We start from the raw sequence: 18,350 nt of genomic DNA on the forward strand, positions 1-18,350 counted from the left end.
TTTCTTCTGGAGTGGTTCCCATGGCGATTACTTCCCAGCAGGTCGTCAGCCTGCATTACACCCTGCGCACCGCTGATGGCACTGTGCTGGATAGCTCCCTTGAGCGTGAGCCGATGGATTACCTGCATGGCCATGACAATATTCTGGCAGCGCTCGAGAGCGCGCTTGAGGGCTGTGATGTCGGCGACCGCAAGGTCGTCAATCTGACGCCAGCCGAAGGCTTCGGTGAGCGGGATGAAGGCCTGGTGCAATACTTCGGGCGTGATGCCTTCGGCCCGGGCGAGATCAACGCCGGCATGCGCTTTCAGGCCCGCACGCCGGAAGGCCAGCGGTCGGTCACGGTGCTGGAAGTCGGCGAGCAGCAGGTCAAGGTCGATGCCAATCATCCACTGGCAGGCCAGGCGCTGAGCTGGGAAGTCGAGGTGCTGGAGGTGCGTGATGCCACGCGTGCCGAGCTCTCGGCCGGTCATCCGCTCGGTCTCGATGTCAGTCATACCGAGATCGAAGACAAGAAGGTGCGCCGCTGAAGTCGGCATTGCAAAAGGGTGCGACGCTGAAGCGCCTCGTTGCAGCCCCTCTTCAACAATAGACAGCCCCGCAGCCGGAATCCTCGGCTGCGGGGCTGTCTGTTGTTGGGGCCTATGGCGATGGAGAAAATTGATATGGATCAGTCGTCTACGCGCCTGCCGCAAGGAACGAGCCGTGAAGCCTTCAGGACTTGATACAGATCAGATTCGCGCGGGACATGGCGGGGTAGAGTGTCCCTGTCGAGGCCGCAGCAGGCCGACACAGGCGGAAGAGCTATTGATGTCAGAGCTATTGATATCAGAGCTATCGATGTCAGAGCTATTGATGTCAGAAGCAGAGGTGTCAGCTGCCGACAGAGGCTGGCATTCAGGGAGCCCCTTGGGGAAGGGGCAGGCCAGGATGGCCGCTGTCAGAATCGGGCTTTTTTGCAGGTGCCGATTCGCCGTCAGGGGAGGGGGAAACCCCGCTAGCCGACCTTCGGGTCGGCTTTTTTGGTTGTGGGGGTCAGATAGAGAATGGCTAGTGTCGTGTTTGCATGACGATCGCTTGCCTCTGGGCTGCTTCAAGGCTCTTGCCAGTTCCTGGCAGTTCTCCGGGAGGAAGAGAATCTCTGGGCAGGCAGCCCCGCAACTGACACGAGGTTGCCTGCCCAAGGTGACGGCTCAACTATCGTTGCTGGCAGTCTTGAGGCTCTCGACTTCCTTATGGGAGTCGATGGCCTTCCCGGCGGTGGGCTTGTCGATGCCTTGATCTTTCTTGACAGCCTCGCTTTGCTTGGCCGATGGGCTCTTCGTGTTGATGGCCGAGGTCGTCTTGCCCGGTTCGCCCAGCGTCAAAGTCGTGTTCATCCGCTTGAGCGTATTGGGGCCGATTCCCTTGATTTCCGTCAACTGGGCCACGTCGGTGAAGGGGCCGTTCGCCTTGCGCCACTCGATGATGGCCTGGGCCTTCTTGCCGCCGATGCCCTTGAGCTCGGTCAATTGTGCGGCAGTGGCGGTATTGATGTTCATGTCTGCGGCCTGACTGGTCGGTGACAGTACCAGTAGGCTGGTCACGAGAAGTGTTCCTAGCAAGGTTTTCATGGTCGCTTCCTATGCTCACATCAGGGCGGTCGATTGGGGGTGCGCGGGGCGACCACCCGAGGCCCTGCGCGAGAAATACTCTGGACCAGGGATTAGATTTGTAGTCATTTAGATTTAAACGATTTCTCATCCTTGCGTGGCTTTCTGCGCTCAACGCAAGAAAGCACTACGAGCATTAGCTTGCTGATTCGATTCGTCTTTCTCTGGGCATACAACCACAGAGCCGAGCGCTATAATGTCGCCCCGAGCCCATGACCTCCTGTCATTGCGCCTGCCACATCGCCTGGAGCCCGGATGCCTGCCACGACTTCCCCCCTGATCATCGCCCTCGACTACCCGGACATGAGTGCTGCGCTTGCCATGGCAGACCAGCTGGATCCTGCGCGCTGTCGCGTCAAGGTAGGCAAGGAGCTGTTCACGCGTGTAGGTCCCGAGATTCTCAAGGCATTGCATCAACGCGGCTTCGAGGTCTTTCTCGATCTCAAATTCCATGACATCCCCAACACCACCGCCCAGGCCGTGCTGGCGGCAGCGGAGCACGGCGTGTGGATGACCAATGTCCACGCCTCTGGTGGTGCGCGCATGATGCAGGCCGCTGCCGAGGCGCTCTCGACCCGTGGCCTCGACACCCAGCTGATCGCCGTGACGGTGCTGACCAGCATGGAACAGTCCGATCTGGCCGGTATCGGGCTGGATGTCACGCCGCTTGCGCAGGTCGAGCGACTGGCGGGCCTCGCCCAGCAGAGCGGCATGCACGGTGTGGTGTGCTCCGCTCGTGAGACCCCGAGCCTGAAGGCGCTGTGTGGTCCGGAGTTCCTGAAGGTGACGCCGGGTATTCGCCCGAGCTTCGCGCAGGCCGGTGATCAGCGGCGCACCATGACGCCCGGTGAAGCCATGGCAGCCGGCAGCACCCATCTGGTGATCGGGCGTCCTGTCACCCAGGCGGAGGAACCGCTGGCGGCGCTGGCGCTGATCGAGCAGGAGCTGGGCGCCTGATCGGCTGATTGGTTGATTGCCAAAAAAGACGCCAGCCGCAGACTCTGCGGCTGGCGTCTTTTGCTTGGCAATGATCACTGCTGATCACTCGCTCACGTCTTGCGCGACTGCCTCAATCGGCAGACTTGATATGCCAGCTGACCTGAACGCTGCTCTCGAGGCTCAGCTCGCCGGGGCGGTATTCGCTGCCGCTGCTCTTGGCCTCTGCCATGTCGGCGCGCATTGCCATCATCTGCGGGCGCGGGCTGTGTGAAGACTCATTGATCGACTGCACGTTGCCCAGGGTCGCGCCGAGGGTCTCGGCCATCAGCTGTGCCTTGTGGCGTGCCTTGGTCAATGCCTCCTTCAATACCTTGGCTTCCAGGGCATCCCGTTCACTGATCTGATACTGCACACCGGCCAGTTGATTGACGCCAGCCCCCAGCAGCAGGTCGATGACTTCCGGTACCTTGTCCAGGTCATCGAGAGAGAGGCTGATCGGACGTTCGAGGTGCGTACGACGCCATTGCTGGGGCTGCTGCTGACCATTGTTGCGCTCGTAGTACTGCTCAGGGCGCAGGTTGAGGCTGCCGGCGCTGATCTGACGGCTGTCGATGCCCGCTTTCTCCAGTGCCTGAATCAGGGTCGTCATGCGCGATTCCAGTGACTCGCGCGCCTTGCGGGCCGCCTGACCCTCTGCCTTGCTGTCGGGAGCCTTGTCATCCACCTTGCGCGCGGGCGTCTTCTCCCACAGGCGCGCCTCGATGATCGCCTTGTCGGGCGCCGCCTCCAGGCTGGCACTGGCGCTGACATGCACCAGAGCCGGTGCGGGCGTCTGGTCGGCGCGGGCCATGTGCGTGGCGCTGACGGTGCAGAGCGTCAGGCCGCATAGCATGGCGGTGCGACGCAGGCGCTGGGCGAGGGAGGCCGGGCCTCTGGTGGCATGGTTCATCAGCATGGGAATTCCCTTGAGTAAAGTGGCAACATTGTCGCCTGGCGCTTGGTGAGGGGCATGAATACGAGCGCGACAGGCTTGAAAGTATCAGCAATGGGGGCGATGCGTGAAGGTACACGAGAGGCTGCGCTGGATACGTGGCGCTGCACTGGCAGTGTCGACGCTGGTCATGACATCACCGATGGTGTCGTCTGTCCTGGCCGCAGGGCGTGAGGTGATCGATGATGCAGGCGACGTCGTGGCACTGTCACAGCCGGCGCAGCGGGTGGTCACGCTGGCCCCGCATGCAGCCGAGCTGGTGGCGGCGGCGGGAGGCTTGCCGGCCTTGATCGGCGTGAGCCAGGGCAGTGATTTCCCCCCTGCGGTCAGTGAGCTGCCGCGCCTGGCCAGTTATCACGGCCCCAACCTGGAGGCACTGCTGAAAGCACGGCCTGATCTGATCGTGGCATGGGGCAGTGGGCTTTCCGATGAGATGCATGAGCGTCTGACGGCGTTAGGAATGCCCGTCTTCGTCAGCGAGCCCGCCACACTCGATGACGTGCTGTCCAATATCGCCCGGCTTGGCACCTTGCTGGGTACCCGCGACATCGCAGATAAGCATGTTGCGATGCTCGCAGCGCAAATCGAGCAGCTGGAAAGCACCCGCGACAGCGCCCCCTTGCCGGTCTTCTTCCAGCTGGGGGAGAGCCCGATGACGACGCTGGGCGGCAATCATCTGGTCAATGAGCTGATTCGGCGCTGCGGCGGTGAGCCGCTGCTGACGGACTCACCTGCCGTGGTGCCGCAGATCAATCGGGAAGCCTTGTGGCTGGCCGAACCGCACCTGATTCTGCATCCAGTCGCGAAGGGGCCGGCGCGAAGGGAGTGGATTGCCGCCTGGCGTGCGAAGGCAGGACCGCTTTCCGAGGTGGCACTGGCGGGCCTGAATCCTGACTTGATCAGCCGTCCCGGCCCGCGCAGTGTCGAGGCGATGGCAGAGGTCTGCGCTGCCATCGCGAAGGTACAGGTGTCGGGCTGAGGGGGGGGAGGCGGACTGAGGGCGTCGGGCGCTCAGAAATCGATGCCGCGTCGCGCCTTGAGACCATGATTGAAGCCGTGGCGAATCTCGGTCATCTCGGTGACGGTATCGGCACAGGCGACGATTTCACGATTGGCATTGCGCCCGGTGATGATGACGGTCTGTTCCGCCGGGCGATTCTCGAGTGCCGTCATCACTTCCTCCAGCGGCAGATAACCGAACTTGACCATGTAGGTCAGCTCGTCGAGCACCACCAGATAGACGCTGTCATCGCGCATCAGGCGCTGCGCTTGCTGCCACACGGCCTGACAGGCAGCGGTATCGGCCTCACGATTCTGGGTATCCCAGGTGAAGCCGGTGGTCATGGCATGCACTTCGAGATTGGCATCTTCGGCGAGACGTTCGCGCTCGCCACATTCCCACAGCCCCTTGATGAACTGGATGACACCGACCTTGTAGCCATAGCCCAGCGCGCGGGTGATGGTGCCCCAGGCGGCAGTCGTCTTGCCCTTGCCATTGCCGGTGAACACCAGCAGCTGGCCGCGCTCCTCATTGGCCTGTGCCACCTTGTCATCGACATGTGACTTGAGCTTTTCCATCGCGGCCTTGTGGCGAGTGTTGCGGTCCGTCATGTGTATGCTCCGTGAGTCAAAGGCACAGCACCGACCCTGGGGCCGGTGCTGTGGTAGGTATGGCTGGCTGTCACGAAGGGCTCTTCGAAGAGGTGCCCTCGGGAAAGCTGATCAGAAGAAGAAGGTGACGCCGCCTTCCACATAACGGCCCTGGGTGTTGTAGCCATTGACCAGCTGATATTCGCGGTCGAAGACGTTATCCAGCTTGGCGCTCAGCTTGACGTTCGGCATCACCTGCCAGCTGGTGCGCAGGTCGACCACGCCATAGCCAGCGGTACGAGTGTCGGTATAGGTGTCTGCGTCAGTATCGCTGCGGCTGGCGCTGCCGCGAAGCGTAGCGCCGAAGCTCCAGTCGTCGAGGGCGTAATCGGCGTCCAGACGCGCAAAGCGTTGGGCGCGGCGCTTCAATTGCTCACCGGTATCGCGGTCCTCCGGGTCCTGCCAGGTCATGGCAAGGTTCACGCTGAGCGCATCACCTTGCCAGCCACTGCTCAGTTCGATGCCACGGATGCGTGAACGATCGATATTGATCGGCGTGAAATCGGCACCTTCGTAGCTGATCAGATTGTCGATATCCGTCTGGAAAGCATTGACGCCTACGTGCCACCGCTGCTCCTGCAGACGCCAGAAGAGTTCGGCCGTCGTGGAGGTCTCGGCATCGAGATCCGGGTTGCCGGAGCCGTAGGGGCTGTAGAGGTCGATCAGGTTCGGTGCCTTGAATGCGCTGGAATAGCTGGCACCGAGCTGTTGCGCGGCCGTCAGATCATAGGCGTAGCTGGAGCCGCCCGTCATCTGATGGCCATATCGATTGTCGTCGTCGTAACGCAGGCTGGTCGTGACATGATGACGCTGTTGCTCAAGATGCCAGCTGCCATAGACACCGGTGGCATAGCGGCTATCGACGCTGTAGCCCTCGGCGGTGAAGTAGGGGCCATCGGCATCCAGGCTTTCCTCGCGATGGTCCACCCCCAGACTGAGCGTGCCGAGGTCGGTGTAGAAGTCGTGGCGCAGGCCGATCTCGTTGCGGGTACTGGCGACACGCCCGGCATCGCTGCCGGCTTCGGTGTTCTCGTACTCGTCTCGCGTGCGCGCCACGCTGACCGTCATGTCCCAGTTCGGGTTCAGGTGCGTCAGCAGGCTGGCATCCAATACCATCTGGCTGCCTTCGCCGTGGCAGTCTTCCGAGGCGCTGAAGCTGCTGTCGTAGCAGTCGTCATAGTCGTAATCGGTCTCGGTGTTGGCGACGCCGAGGCTGAGCGTAGCCTGCTGACCGAAGTCGTGGCCAAGGCGCAGTTCGGCGCCCGTGGCCTCGTAGCCATCATCTTCACTGCCGGTATCGCGGGCCGAGAAGCCATCGCTCTCATCATGATGGAGATTGGCCGAGAGGCGTGTGTCGTCTTCCACCGAGCTGAACTGGGCGTTCTGGCGGTAAGTGCCGTCGCTGCCGGCGCGCAGCGTGACTTCTGCATGCTGACCGACTTCGCTGCCGCCACGCGTGATCAGGTTGATCACACCACCAATGGCATCTGCGCCGTAGACGCTGGCGCGCGGGCCACGCACGATCTCGACCCGCTCGATGCCGGCGAGTGGCAGGAATTCGAAATGCGCCAGGCCATCGGCACTGTTGGCGACGCGCTGACCATTGACCAGAATCAAGGTGTGGTCAGACTCGGTGCCGCGCATGAACAGGCTGGTCTGGCTGCCCATCGGGCCGCTGCGCGCGACTTCGATGCCATTGCGTGATTGCAGCAGATCGACCAGCGAACTGGCCTGCAGGCGATCGATCTCGTCGCGCGTGATGACCTCGGTGCTGGCCAGCACATCATTCTGCAGCTGGGGGATGCGATTGGCGGTGACCTGAACGGTGTCCAGATCATCGGATGCCTCCGTGGTCAACGCATCAGCGGCGACGGCGGGCGGGGTCAGCAGCAGGCTGCCGACGAGGGTGAAGCTGGCCTGCGCGGATGCGCGACCACGAGTGTTGTTGTGTTTCATGAATGATCCTCAAGCGTCAGACGCAATGAGGAGGACAGCGTGACAGGGTGCGTGAGCACACGTCCCCCGCGCGTCCTGATCATGCAGGCCCGTCGCGGGAAACTTGCCACTGGTGAGGCCCTCCGCATCAACCAGTGTGGAAGCGAGGGCCGGTCTCCGGACTGACGCCTGATGGACTCCAATGGCAGGAGTCTCATCCCCTCATGCGCCTTCCCACCTCCTTCCCTTGGGGGAGGCCTGAATGACAGGACCTCCCGGAGGCAGTGGCTGGCCGTGTCGATCTTGTCGATCGTGGTCGACCTGCATGAGCGTTGCGATCACCGTTGCGGGGGCAGTACGGGGTTTTCACCCGTTTCCCGAACACCCTGGCTTCAACGTGAACCATTGTCTGGGGCGGGGGGGAGGGAGTCAATCGGCAAACCGGCGTTGCGCAGGCTGCCACCCAGGGCCGCTCAGGCGGGGGCATTCAGGGAGAGAAGTCAGAGGGTAAGCAGAGAGTCAGTCAGCGGCTACGTCACAGGTCGTGTCATAGGCCGTGTCATAGGTTGTGTCATGGCTTCTGCCAGATACGACAACGCCCGCACGGGGCGGGCGTTGTCGAGAGGTGAGTCTGGCCAGATGGCTGTGTCTGCTCTATAAAAGCTCGCTTGCAAAAGCTTGCACTCCAGCAGCGTGTTTTCTGGAGACTGGCTCACAAGCGATGATCTCTAGAGAGACAGGAACAGACCGGCGAGACTCGCTGACATCAGGTTGGAGAGGGTACCGGCGAGAATCGCCTTCATGCCCATCTGCGCGATATCACCGCGACGGTTCGGTGCCATCAGCCCCAGCCCACCCATCAGGATGGCGACGGAGGACAGGTTGGCGAAGCCGCACAGCGCGAAGATGATGATGGCTTCTGAGTGCTCGGACAGCTTGATCTGGTGGCTGGCGAGGTCGGCGAAGGCGACGAACTCATTGAGCACCAGCTTCTGACCGATGAAGCTACCCGCCTGGATGGCTTCGTGCCACGGCACGCCGATGACCCAGGCCACCGGAGCGAAGGCATAGCCCAGCAGCAGCTGCAGCGTGATGTCTTCATAGCCGAACAGGCCGCTGATCCAGCCCACGATGATGTTGCCCAGCGCGATCAACGCGATGAAGGCCAGCAGCATGCCGCCGACATTGATCGCCAGCTGCACGCCAGAGGCCGCGCCGGAGGCGGCGGCATCGATGACGTTGGTCGGGCGATCAATGTCCTTGCCCAGCGCTTCTTCGACGCTCTGGGTCTTGGTCTCGGTCTCCGGGATCAGCATCTTGGCCATCAGCAGGCCACCCGGCGCCGCCATGAAGGAGGCTGCCAGCAGGTACTTGAGATCGATGCCCAGCGAGGCGTAGCCCACCAGTACGGAGCCGGCCACCGAGGCCAGGCCGCCGGTCATCACGGCGAACAGCTCCGAGCGGGTCATGCCGGCGATGAACGGGCGCACGACCAGCGGGGCTTCGGTCTGGCCGACGAAGATGTTGGCGGCCGCGGACAGGGACTCCGGACGGCTGGTGCCGAGCACCTTCGACAGGCCGCCGCCGAGCACGCTGATCACGACGTTCATCACGCGCAGGTGATAGAGCACCGCGATCAATGAGGAAAAGAACACGATGATCGGCAGTACGCGCAGCGCGAACACGAAGCCGCCGCCGCCGAAGACTTCGAACATCTTGTCGCTGACCAGGCCGCCGAACAGGAAGTCCATGCCGACGTTGGCACTGGACATTACGGCCTGTACACCTTCGCTGAGCCCAAGCAGCATGCTCTTGCCGGCTGGCACGTAGAGCACGAAGATCCCCAGCATCGCCTGGATGGCGAAGGCACCCAGTACGGTGCGCAGGCTGATGGCGCGTCGGTTTTCAGAGAGAAGGAAGGCAATCCCCAGCAGGGCGAAGACGCCCACCAGGCCCATGACGATCTGCATCAAGCAGCTCCTGAATGCGTAGGTGTTACGTTGAGGACAAGGCAATAGCGCTGGCCACAGGACGGTATGGCCAAAACTGGCGCGTACTCTACCAGTATTTTTGCCCTCTGTCGGAGTCTGCCACTAACGTTTGACGCATTTTTTGTGAATCGCGCGAGGCGTGTCTGCGTCAACACGCACGAGGCCCGCCATGAGCGAGCCTCGTGCCTTCTTTCCTGATATAGCGCCGTGATGTCCCGACGTGATGCTGGGTCTGACCGCTGACCGCTGACCGCTGACCGCTGACCGCTGACCGCTGTCAGGTGCCGGCACCCGGCAGTCGACTGGCCGGCAGGGGGCCTGACCCCGAGCCCGGCGGCGTCTGGGATGACTTGCTGCCTGTGCCCTTGTCGGCCTGGGAAGCTTCAGCCTTGTCGGTCCTGGGTTGGGACGACTTGTTCAGCTCCGGCGAGTCGGCATGGATCAGGCTGATCAGCGTCTCGCCGGCCTTGGGCTCCAGTGCCACGGCCGTGTTGGCGATCCGGATGCGGCCCTGACTGCTGATGCAGAACAGCGGCAGCAGGCGCTCTTCATGAATCCTGCGGTAATCCTCGAGGCTGAAGCTCTCGGTGATGCGGGCGCGGCGGAACTGCGCGCCCTGAGACAGCAGGCTCGCCAGCTTGGCATAGGTGATCTTGCCATCGAACAGCAGCGGCAGGTGCCCCAGCGCCTGGTCCTGCTGGCGCTTGGCGTTCTTGCCATTGTCCTCGGCGAGCCGGAAGACACGCCCGTGGCCCAGGATGTGCTCAAAATGCAGCGCAGCCAGGCTATTGAGTTCGCGATAGGGGGACAGCGGCATCAGGTGGCCGATACCGGTCAGCTCGAGATGCTGGGCGGCATGTTCGGACAGTGGATTGCCGTAGTAGACCGGCAGGCCTGCCATGCGTGCTTCCTGCACCGCGTCCCAGTTGGTATCGGTCAAGCGCACCGAGAATCCGGCATCCACCAGTTCACGGGCGACCTGGCGCGACACCGAGTTGGCACCCAGGATCAGGAAGCCGGAGGGCGGCGGCTCGCCAACGCCCAGCACCTTGACGATGGGACGTGACAGCAGGCTCTGGACCACCACGGTGCCGATGATGACCAAGAAGGTCATCGGCACCAGCATCTCGGCGCCTTCGATGCCCTGGGATTCGAGCTTGAGGGCGAACAGCGAGGCGACCGCTGCCGCGACGATGCCGCGCGGCGACAGCCAGGCCAGCAGTGCCTTCTCGCGCAGTGTCAATTCGCTGCCCAACGTACACAGCCAGACGGTCAGCGGGCGCGCGACCCACATCAACACCGCCAGGAAGACCCATGCCGGCCACGACAGCAGGGATAGCTGCTCGACGGTCAGGCGCCCCGCCAGCAGCAGGAACAGTCCCGAGATCAACAGGACCGTCAGGGTCTCCTTGAACTCGATGATCTGCTGGGTCGGCACGCCGCGCATGTTGGCCAGCCACACGCCCATCACGGTGACGGTCAGCAGGCCGGATTCATGGAACAGGGTATTGGAAATGGCGAACAGCCCCAGCATCACCATCAGGGTGCCGAAGTTGTGCAGCTTCTGGGGTAGCCAGAAATGTCGCAGCACCAGCCCCCAGCACCAGCCACCCAGTGCCCCCATGCCGAGCCCGAGGCCCACCGTCTGGGCGAACAGCAACAGAGTGTGGGAAGCCGCATTGCCGGTCATGCCGAGCGCGACGTACTCATAGACCAGTACCGCCAGCAGCGCGCCGACCGGGTCGATCATGATGCCTTCCCAGCGCAGGATCTGGGTCAGGTTGCCGCGCGCACGCAGCGTCTGCAGCAATGGCATCACCACCGTCGGGCCTGTCACCACCAGCAGGGCGCCGAGCACAGCGGCCATCTCCCAACGCATGTCGAGCAGATAGTGAGCGGCCACGGTGCCGATCACGCCGGTGATCACCACGCCGGTGGTGACCAGCCTCCTGACGATATGGCCATGGCCGCGCAGGTCCTTGAAGTCCAGCGTCAGGCTGCCCTCGAACAGGATGACCGCCACCGCCAGCGAGACCAGCGGGAACAAGAGATCGCCGAGCAGCTCATCCGGCTTCAGCCAGCCCGTGACGGGGCCGGCGAGGATGCCGACGATCAGCAGCGGCAGGATGGCGGGCAGACGCATGCGCCAGGCCAGCCACTGGCAGCCGAGGGCCATCAGACCGATCAGGGTCAGGGCCAGAGCAGGTTCGGTCATCGGGTGTCTTCCTTGGAGTCAGCGAAAATGAGCGGTGCCACTGTTGCGGTCACCGCTCATCGTTTCGTTGTGTCTCAGCCGTCTGTCCGTGGTCCCTGCCCCTGCCTGTCCGAACAGGCTCGAAGCAGGGGGCAGGCGCCACTCAGGTGCCGCGCGGCAGGCCGAAAGGGCGCAGCCTAGCGATTGATTCCGTGGTATGCAACGTCGCGTTGCCTTATCGCGCTCTCCTCATTTCCTTTCTCTGTCGTACCCGCATGATGACGTCGGGCAGACGCGATCCCTCATTGGGCGCGACGCAGCAGTGGCAGCAATGCCTGCAGCGGATGCGGCAACTGGCTGTCCGAGAAACGCTTGCTCTGACTGCGGCACGAATAGCCACTGGCGACCAGCTTGCCCTGGTTGGCGTCGTCTTCGACCACGGACTTCCATGACAATTCATAGATGGCGCGTGATGTCTCGAGATTGCGCGCTTCGTGGCCATAGGTACCGGACATGCCGCAGCAGCCGGTGGCGATGGTCTCGAGCTTGAGGCCGAAGGCTGAGTAGACCTGCTGCCAGGCCTTGGCCGAACCCGGGGCATTGGTGCTCTCGGTGCAGTGGCTCAGAAGCTTCATGCCCGGGTCCATCTTGCCCAGCACCGTCTTGGTGACGCCGACCGGCAGCAGCTTGCGCAGGCTGATCAGCCACTCCTGCAGCAGCAGGACGTCGGGGACCGCGTCCGGGCCAAGGGACTTCACGTACTCCTGACGATAGGTCAGGGTCATCGCCGGGTCGATGCCGACCAGCGGTACGCCGAAGTCGGCGATCGCCTTGAGGCGCTTGGCCTGGGCGCGCGCGGTGCGCTGGAAGGCACCGGTGAAGCCCTGCACCTGCAGCGGCTTGCCGTTGGGGGCAAAGGGCGCGACGAAGACATGGATGTCGAGTCGCGACAGCAGCTCGATGATGTCGATCACCAGCTGGGCCTCGAAGTGGCTGGTGAAGGCGTCCTGCACCAGGATTACGCTTCTGGCCTTCTGGGATTCGGTCAGACGGCCGAGCTGGGTCGGCGTCGCCTCGGACACGCCCCAGCTCTTGAGCTGCTTGCGCAGACTGGCGCGCGACAGGCGCGGCGCATCGACCATGCCGATCGGACCTTCCAGCAGACGACTGACCAGCTTGTTGGTCAGCAGGCCGTTATAGATCGGCGTGACGCGCTCGGCCCACGGCAGCACGAACTCGAGGCTGCCGATCAGATAATCGCGCAGCGGGCGCTGATAACGATGGTGATAGACCTCAAGGAAGCGGCTGCGGAAATCGGGCACGTTGACCTTGATCGGGCACTGGCCTGCGCAGGACTTGCACGCCAGGCAGCCGGACATGGCGTCGTAGACCTGCTGGTCGAAGTTGGCGTCAGACTGACCCTCAGCCTGCGCGGAGCCGGCACGGCGCGCCTTGAGCGAGGCGCTGATGCGCGCCGGCAGACGCGCCAGCCACATGCCGGCCCCCTTGAGGCCCGGTGTGCGTGCGGCCTGGGCCTCGGCGATCACGTCGCGTCCGGCGTTGCCTTCCAGGCGCAGCCACTCACGCATCAGGCTGGCACGCCCCTTGGGCGAGTGGATGCGCTGGCGAGTCGCCTTCCATGACGGGCACATGGCGTCGTTGGGATCGTAGTTGTAGCAGGCGCCATTGCCGTTGCAGTAGACGGCGCTGGCGTATTCCTGCCACACGCGCTCATCGATCTGACGGTCGAGATCGCCGCGCATGGTCACGTCATCGATACGCATCAAGCGGGGGTCGAAGGCCTCGACGGCGCTGTCAGCGTGATCACGCTTGTCGCTCCCTTCGCTGCCCCCTTCGCCGGCGCCAGCGTCGTCGACCAGCGCCACTGACAGGCGCGGGGAGGCGATCTTGCCCGGATTGAGTTGATTGTGCGGGTCAAAGGCCGCCTTCACGTCCTGCAGCGCGCCGTAGAGGCTGCCGAAGAAGCGTGGTGAATATTCGGAGCGCACGCCCTTGCCGTGCTCACCCCACAGCAGACCACCGTACTTGTGGGTGAGGGCGGCGACCTCATCGGAGATCTCGCGAATCATCGCCTGCTGGGCGGGGTCCTTCATGTCCAGCGCCGGGCGCACGTGCAGCACGCCGGCATCGACATGCCCGAACATGCCATAGCGCAGGCCACGGGCATCCAGCGCGGCGCGGAATTCGGCGATGTAATCGGCCAGATGCTCCGGCGGAACGGCGGTGTCCTCGACGAAGGGCAGCGGGCGGGCTTCGCCGTCGACATTGCCCAGCAGGCCCACCGAGCGCTTGCGCATGCCATAGACACGACCGATCTGCGCGCGGCCACGGGCTTCGGTGAAGCCGAGACGCTCGACGCTGGTATCGCTGGCCAGGTGCTCGCTGAAGGCGCGGACCTTGGCATCCAGCACCTCTTCGCTGTCGGCATTGAATTCGATCAGGTTGATCCCGCCGATGGCCGGGGTGCCTTCGGCGCTGGCCGGGAAGAATTCCTCGACGCTGTCCCACACGAAGTCCTGCATGGCGAGGTTGAGCACGGTGTCATCCACCGTCTCGATGGAGGTCGGGCGATTGCCCTCGACCGCCATCAGCGCCTTGGCGTCGCGCAGTGCGTCCATGAAGCTTGCGTAGCGCAGGTTGATCAGCGTCGAGCAGGGCGCGATGGGCAATGCATTCAGCTCGGCCTCGACCACGAAGCCCAGCGTGCCCTCGGCGCCGCACAGCAGGCTGTTGAGGTTGAAACGCCCATCGCCCTCGCGCAGGTGGGCGAGGTCGTAGCCGGTCAGGCAGCGGTTGAGCGGCGGAAAGATGTCGGCGATTTCCTCGGCGCGCTCATCGGCGATCGCGCGTGCGGTGCGGTAGACCTCACCGACGCGATCCTCACGTGCACACAGTGTCTCGAGCTCGGCATCATCGATGGCATGGCTCGACAGTCGTGTCCCGTCGAGCAGAACGCTGTCGAGCGCCAGCACGTGGTCACGCGTCTTGCCGTATTCGCAGCTGCCCTGACCGGAGGCATCGGTATTGATCATGCCGCCAATGGTGGCGCGGTTGGAGGTCGATAGCTCCGGGGCGAAGAACAGGCCATGCGGCTTGAGCGCGGCATTCAGCTGGTCCTTCACCACGCCGGCCTCGACGCGCACGCGACGGTTCTCGACATCGATCTCGAGAATGCGGTTCATGTGCCGCGAGACATCCACCAGCACGCCGTCATTGAGCGACTGGCCATTGGTGCCGGTACCGCCGCCGCGTGGCGCCAGGGTGACGCCCGAAAAGCGTGGCTCGTGGGAGAGGCGCGCGATGCGCTGGACATCCTCGGCATGGCGCGGGTAGACCACGGCCTGAGGCAGCACCTGATAGAGCGAGTTGTCGGTCGACAACACGGTGCGGTTGGCATAGTCCGGACTGATGTCACCGGCAAAGTCTGCATCTCGCAGAGCGGCCAGGAAGTCCAGATAGAGGGAATCGACGGGGGCGGGCATATCCAGCAGGCGTTCGGTCATGATCTCGCTCGGGCAGTGAGTCGCGTCAGGCAGGCATCCAGGGCCAATGGGCCTAAGCTTACCTGAGCTGGGCGTGTGGCCCCAGCCCAGCGCGGCATTGCGTCACTCGCGAGACGGGAATTCAGGTGAAAGGAGTGAGGAATGACTACGCTGTGAAGAGTCATCAAATCAATGTGTGTGCGCCAGAATGCAAGCCACAAGGGGGTGATGTGCACATGCTGCGGGTGATCATCAGGCATCAGTCGCCGCTTCAGTGGTACCGTTGGCATCGCAAGGCAGACTGTCATGCCACATCCCCTCTGCTTCTTTCCTTGAAGCTGTCTTCCCCCTCAGCTGAGTCATCAGGAGTTAGCTCATGGCATCGTCCACCTATTCCTCGACCTCCACCTGTCATCGCGAGTCTCGTCAGCCGCCCACGCGATTGGGAGTGCTGGGGGTGGGGGAGTTGGCGGAGTCATTGCTGGTCGCGTTGGCGCGCGGTTCTCAGCGCGAAGGTCGTTCGCGGCATGATCTGGAATTTCATCTCTCGCCGCGCAACGACGTTCGCAGTCATCGTCTAGGCTGGCGTTTCGGTGCCATCCGCCACGTCAGCAATGTCGCGGTGTGTGAGTCCAGCCTGTGCATGCTGGTCGGCGTGCGGCCAGAGCAGCTGGAAGCGCTGGCCATGGAGCTGCGTGAAAGCCGCGCGCTGAGCAAGGATCATCACCTGATGGTGCTGGCGGCCGGCGTGCCACTGCAGCAGCTTCAGCGCTGGTTCGCGCCGGCGCGAGTGGTGCGGGTGATGACGGGGCTGGCGGTCTGTGAGGGGCAGAGCGCTCTCACGCTCCATCCGGAAGACCCGCTGACGCGGGACCTGCTCGGTCCGGCGGTCCGGCAGATCATCGCCTTCGATGATGAAGCGGCCTTCGAGGCCAGCATGCTGGCGGTCTGCGTGAATGCCTGGCAGATGGCGCAGCAGCAGGCGTTGCTCGACTGGTTCCAGACGGTGCCCGGCATGAGCGGCCCCCAGGCGCGTATGTTATTGATGGCGCAGTTGCGTGATGCGCTGGCCTTGATGGAAGCCCACCCCGATACCCCGCCGGGCGAGCTTGCCTCGCGGATCGGCACCCCCGGTACCTGGACGGCACGGGGTCTGGAGCAGCTGGGGGGCAAGGAGGGCGCACACCGCCAATGGCAGCAGGTGCTGGAGCAACTGCGCGCGGAGATCGAGCAGAGCAGCGCGTCACCCGGAAGTGAATGAGGCGCTCTGCCGCCTGCTGATATCAGGCTGCTGCCAACTGGGATCTTGCTTCACTACCTCCTACCCTCAGCCACCCGCGATGCCCATTGGTCAGGAGGCGCATCGCGGGTGTCGTACTTTGTTCAACCCGCCTTTCGTGAGTCGTGGATTCCCCGTGGCTGGCGATTTTCCTACAATGGAGCGCTAGGCGGCACCCTCGGGTGCCAGAGTGGCGGGCGGCCGATCCATGGCGTAGCGCAGCACTCAACTCGCAATGAATCGAGCACGGGGCATACAAGGCACATGGGAACCTGGTTGGCAGTAGCAGCGGGCGGCGCCATCGGGGCGCTGGGACGATATCTCGTCAGTGGCTGGATCATCGGCGCTGCCGGGCGCGGTTTCCCGTGGGGGACCCTTGGCGTCAATCTGATCGGCAGCTGCCTGATGGGGTTCCTGTTCATCTGGGTGACCCAGGAGCTCAAGCTGGCTCCCGTCTGGCAGGCGATCATGGTGGCGGGGTTCACCGGCGCCTTCACTACCTTCTCCACCTTCGCCCTCGAGGCGCTCAACCTGATGATGAGCGGGCGCATGCTGGCGGGTCTGGTGTATGTCGCCGTCAGCGTGGTGGCGTGTCTGGGCATGGTCGCGCTGGGCATGAAGATCGCACGCGTTCTGCTGTGATTCCTGTGCTCGGGCGCGCCCTCCTGTCGCCTGGGCGGCTGCGAAGCAGGGCATGGCTGAGGTAGACTATGCGCAACCCTTTTCCGTGCCGCTCTGCGGCCTGAGTGATCCGACGAGAGAGCCTTCCCACATGCTGGACCCGAAACTTCTGCGCGCTGATCTTGAAGCGACTGCCGAGCGCCTCGCACGTCGTGGCTATCAGCTGGATACCGAAGCCTTTGCCGCGCTGGAAGCGCGCCGCCGTGACCTGCAGGTCGAGACGGAATCCCTGCAGAACGAGCGCAACACCCGCTCCAAGTCCATCGGTAATGCCAAGGCACGCGGCGAAGACATCGCGCCGCTGCTGGCAGAAGTCAGTGATCTGGGCGAGCGTCTCGACGCCGCCAAGTCCGAGCTCAATGAGCTGCAGGCCAAGGCCGATGCCATGGCGGCCAGCCTGCCGAACCTGCCGGACGCCGAAGTGCCGGAAGGCGCTGACGAGAGCGACAACGTCGAGCTGCACCGCTGGGGCACGCCGCGTGAATTCGATTTCGACGTGCGTGATCACGTCGACCTGGGTGAGCTCAAGGGCCAGCTGGACTTCGAGTTGGCGGTCAAGATCACCGGTTCACGCTTTGCCGTGATGCATGGCTCCATCGCTCGCCTGCACCGTGCGCTGGTGCAGTTCATGCTCGACAAGCAGACGCTTGAGCATGGCTACGAAGAATATTACGTGCCGTATATCGTCAACCGCGATTCCCTGATGGGCACCAGCCAGCTGCCCAAGTTCGAGGAAGACCTGTTCAAGCTCAACGACGATCGTGATTTCTTCCTGATCCCGACCGCCGAAGTGCCGCTGACCAACATGGTGCGCGACGAGATCATCGACGCCGGCAGTCTGCCGCTCAAGTTCACCGCCCATACCCCGTGCTTCCGCAGTGAAGCTGGTGCCTATGGCCGTGATACCCGCGGCATGATCCGCCAGCACCAGTTCGACAAGGTCGAGATGGTGCAGGTCGTCGCGGCGGAGAAGAGCGACGAAGCCCTCGAAGAGATGCGCGGCCACGCCGAAGCCATCCTGCAGGCGCTGGAACTGCCGTACCGTGCCGTGACCCTGTGCACCGGCGACATGGGCTTTGCCGCCGCCAAGACCTACGACCTGGAAGTCTGGCTGCCGAGCCAGGCGACCTACCGCGAGATTTCCTCCATCTCCAATTGCCGTGACTTCCAGGCGCGCCGCATGCAGGCGCGTGTGCGTGTCGAAGGTCAGAAGAAGCCGCAGCTGGTGCATACCCTGAATGGGTCCGGTCTGGCCGTGGGCCGCTGCCTGGTCGCCGTGCTGGAAAACCATCAGAACGCCGATGGCTCCATCACTGTGCCGCAGGCGCTGCGTGGCTACATGGGCGGGGTGGAAACTATCAACGTCTGAGGTGCGTGAATTGCCGTAGTGGATTCGCGTAGTCAAGGCCCCCGCTTTCCCATGGAAGCGGGGGCCTTCGTTTATCGCGGAGACAGAGGCCTCGCCCGATCTCACCACTCGTTATTCCCTCACTCGGTATTTCCTCACTCGGTATTTCCTCTGCGCGACTACAACGTAG

General features: G+C 63.4%; 13 protein-coding genes and 1 riboswitch. Of the genes, 6 read left to right on the top strand and 7 right to left on the bottom strand.

The annotated features are described in order from the left end of the window. Positions 1 to 20 precede the first annotated feature (20 nt). The gene (locus CDPAHKCJ_RS07030; protein WP_043332448.1) at positions 21 to 527 is read left to right on the top strand and encodes a peptidylprolyl isomerase; all 507 of its coding nucleotides are present in this window, start codon (positions 21 to 23) and stop codon (positions 525 to 527) included. 663 nt (positions 528 to 1,190) lie between these two features. On the opposite strand, the gene CDPAHKCJ_RS13465 is transcribed toward CDPAHKCJ_RS07030, so the two are convergent. Next, positions 1,191 to 1,538, bottom strand: coding sequence for a helix-hairpin-helix domain-containing protein (locus CDPAHKCJ_RS13465; RefSeq protein WP_277343442.1), 348 nt, complete (start codon positions 1,536 to 1,538; stop codon positions 1,191 to 1,193). A gap of 366 nt (positions 1,539 to 1,904) precedes the next feature. Here CDPAHKCJ_RS13465 and pyrF point away from each other — a divergent pair, with 366 nt between their 5' ends. Continuing rightward, positions 1,905 to 2,606 (top strand): orotidine-5'-phosphate decarboxylase, encoded by a 702-nt coding sequence (gene pyrF, locus CDPAHKCJ_RS07040; protein ID WP_166019213.1) that lies wholly within the window; start codon positions 1,905 to 1,907, stop codon positions 2,604 to 2,606. A gap of 112 nt (positions 2,607 to 2,718) precedes the next feature. On the opposite strand, the gene CDPAHKCJ_RS07045 is transcribed toward pyrF, so the two are convergent. Beyond that, positions 2,719 to 3,543, bottom strand: coding sequence for an SIMPL domain-containing protein (locus CDPAHKCJ_RS07045; RefSeq protein WP_166019214.1), 825 nt, complete (start codon positions 3,541 to 3,543; stop codon positions 2,719 to 2,721). Positions 3,544 to 3,721: 178 nt separating this feature from the next. On the opposite strand from CDPAHKCJ_RS07045, the gene CDPAHKCJ_RS07050 reads away from it, so the two are divergent. Further along, positions 3,722 to 4,558: a helical backbone metal receptor gene (locus tag CDPAHKCJ_RS07050; protein ID WP_166019215.1), complete on the top strand. Its 837-nt coding sequence runs from the start codon at positions 3,722 to 3,724 to the stop codon at positions 4,556 to 4,558. Between the two features lie 32 nt (positions 4,559 to 4,590). Here the strand turns inward: CDPAHKCJ_RS07050 and cobO are convergent, their stop codons facing one another. From cobO to CDPAHKCJ_RS07075, 5 genes are all read right to left on the bottom strand, one after another. Next, complete coding sequence (cobO, locus tag CDPAHKCJ_RS07055; RefSeq protein ID WP_153635209.1) at positions 4,591 to 5,190, bottom strand: cob(I)yrinic acid a,c-diamide adenosyltransferase; 600 nt, start codon at positions 5,188 to 5,190, stop codon at positions 4,591 to 4,593. Positions 5,191 to 5,301: 111 nt separating this feature from the next. Further along, the gene (locus CDPAHKCJ_RS07060) at positions 5,302 to 7,185 is read right to left on the bottom strand and encodes a TonB-dependent receptor (protein ID WP_166019216.1); all 1,884 of its coding nucleotides are present in this window, start codon (positions 7,183 to 7,185) and stop codon (positions 5,302 to 5,304) included. Positions 7,186 to 7,314: 129 nt separating this feature from the next. Further along, positions 7,315 to 7,586: riboswitch (cobalamin riboswitch) on the bottom strand. Positions 7,587 to 7,892: 306 nt separating this feature from the next. Beyond that, positions 7,893 to 9,134: a NupC/NupG family nucleoside CNT transporter gene (locus CDPAHKCJ_RS07065; protein WP_166019217.1), complete on the bottom strand. Its 1,242-nt coding sequence runs from the start codon at positions 9,132 to 9,134 to the stop codon at positions 7,893 to 7,895. 298 nt (positions 9,135 to 9,432) lie between these two features. Next, on the bottom strand, positions 9,433 to 11,370 hold the full coding sequence (locus tag CDPAHKCJ_RS07070) for a sodium:proton antiporter (RefSeq protein ID WP_166019218.1): 1,938 nt from the start codon (positions 11,368 to 11,370) through the stop codon (positions 9,433 to 9,435). Between the two features lie 281 nt (positions 11,371 to 11,651). Continuing rightward, positions 11,652 to 14,873: an FAD-binding and (Fe-S)-binding domain-containing protein gene (locus tag CDPAHKCJ_RS07075; protein WP_166019219.1), complete on the bottom strand. Its 3,222-nt coding sequence runs from the start codon at positions 14,871 to 14,873 to the stop codon at positions 11,652 to 11,654. A gap of 355 nt (positions 14,874 to 15,228) precedes the next feature. Here CDPAHKCJ_RS07075 and CDPAHKCJ_RS07080 point away from each other — a divergent pair, with 355 nt between their 5' ends. From CDPAHKCJ_RS07080 to serS, 3 genes are all read left to right on the top strand, one after another. Beyond that, complete coding sequence (locus CDPAHKCJ_RS07080; protein WP_166019220.1) at positions 15,229 to 16,113, top strand: hypothetical protein; 885 nt, start codon at positions 15,229 to 15,231, stop codon at positions 16,111 to 16,113. Positions 16,114 to 16,395: 282 nt separating this feature from the next. Continuing rightward, positions 16,396 to 16,773, top strand: a complete 378-nt coding sequence (gene crcB / locus CDPAHKCJ_RS07085) for a fluoride efflux transporter CrcB (protein WP_166019221.1) — start codon at positions 16,396 to 16,398, stop codon at positions 16,771 to 16,773. A gap of 130 nt (positions 16,774 to 16,903) precedes the next feature. Continuing rightward, a complete protein-coding gene (gene serS, locus CDPAHKCJ_RS07090; protein ID WP_043332430.1) occupies positions 16,904 to 18,181 on the top strand; it encodes a serine--tRNA ligase in 1,278 nt (425 codons plus the stop codon). Positions 18,182 to 18,350 lie beyond the last annotated feature (169 nt).

This window comes from Cobetia sp. MB87, assembly GCF_011319755.1.
Taxonomy (GTDB): Bacteria; Pseudomonadota; Gammaproteobacteria; order Pseudomonadales; family Halomonadaceae; genus Cobetia.

Excerpts from the sequence above, each read along its gene's own strand:
- CDPAHKCJ_RS07030 (WP_043332448.1), top strand. The coding sequence starts at position 21 with ATGGCGATTACTTCCCAGCAGGTCGTCAGCCTGCATTACACCCTGCGC.
- CDPAHKCJ_RS13465 (WP_277343442.1), bottom strand. The coding sequence starts at position 1,538 with ATGAACATCAATACCGCCACTGCCGCACAATTGACCGAGCTCAAGGGC.
- pyrF (WP_166019213.1), top strand. The coding sequence starts at position 1,905 with ATGCCTGCCACGACTTCCCCCCTGATCATCGCCCTCGACTACCCGGAC.
- CDPAHKCJ_RS07045 (WP_166019214.1), bottom strand. The coding sequence starts at position 3,543 with ATGCTGATGAACCATGCCACCAGAGGCCCGGCCTCCCTCGCCCAGCGC.
- CDPAHKCJ_RS07050 (WP_166019215.1), top strand. The coding sequence starts at position 3,722 with ATGGTGTCGTCTGTCCTGGCCGCAGGGCGTGAGGTGATCGATGATGCA.
- cobO (WP_153635209.1), bottom strand. The coding sequence starts at position 5,190 with ATGACGGACCGCAACACTCGCCACAAGGCCGCGATGGAAAAGCTCAAG.
- CDPAHKCJ_RS07060 (WP_166019216.1), bottom strand. The coding sequence starts at position 7,185 with ATGAAACACAACAACACTCGTGGTCGCGCATCCGCGCAGGCCAGCTTC.
- CDPAHKCJ_RS07065 (WP_166019217.1), bottom strand. The coding sequence starts at position 9,134 with ATGCAGATCGTCATGGGCCTGGTGGGCGTCTTCGCCCTGCTGGGGATT.
- CDPAHKCJ_RS07070 (WP_166019218.1), bottom strand. The coding sequence starts at position 11,370 with ATGACCGAACCTGCTCTGGCCCTGACCCTGATCGGTCTGATGGCCCTC.
- CDPAHKCJ_RS07075 (WP_166019219.1), bottom strand. The coding sequence starts at position 14,873 with ATGACCGAACGCCTGCTGGATATGCCCGCCCCCGTCGATTCCCTCTAT.
- CDPAHKCJ_RS07080 (WP_166019220.1), top strand. The coding sequence starts at position 15,229 with ATGGCATCGTCCACCTATTCCTCGACCTCCACCTGTCATCGCGAGTCT.
- crcB (WP_166019221.1), top strand. The coding sequence starts at position 16,396 with ATGGGAACCTGGTTGGCAGTAGCAGCGGGCGGCGCCATCGGGGCGCTG.
- serS (WP_043332430.1), top strand. The coding sequence starts at position 16,904 with ATGCTGGACCCGAAACTTCTGCGCGCTGATCTTGAAGCGACTGCCGAG.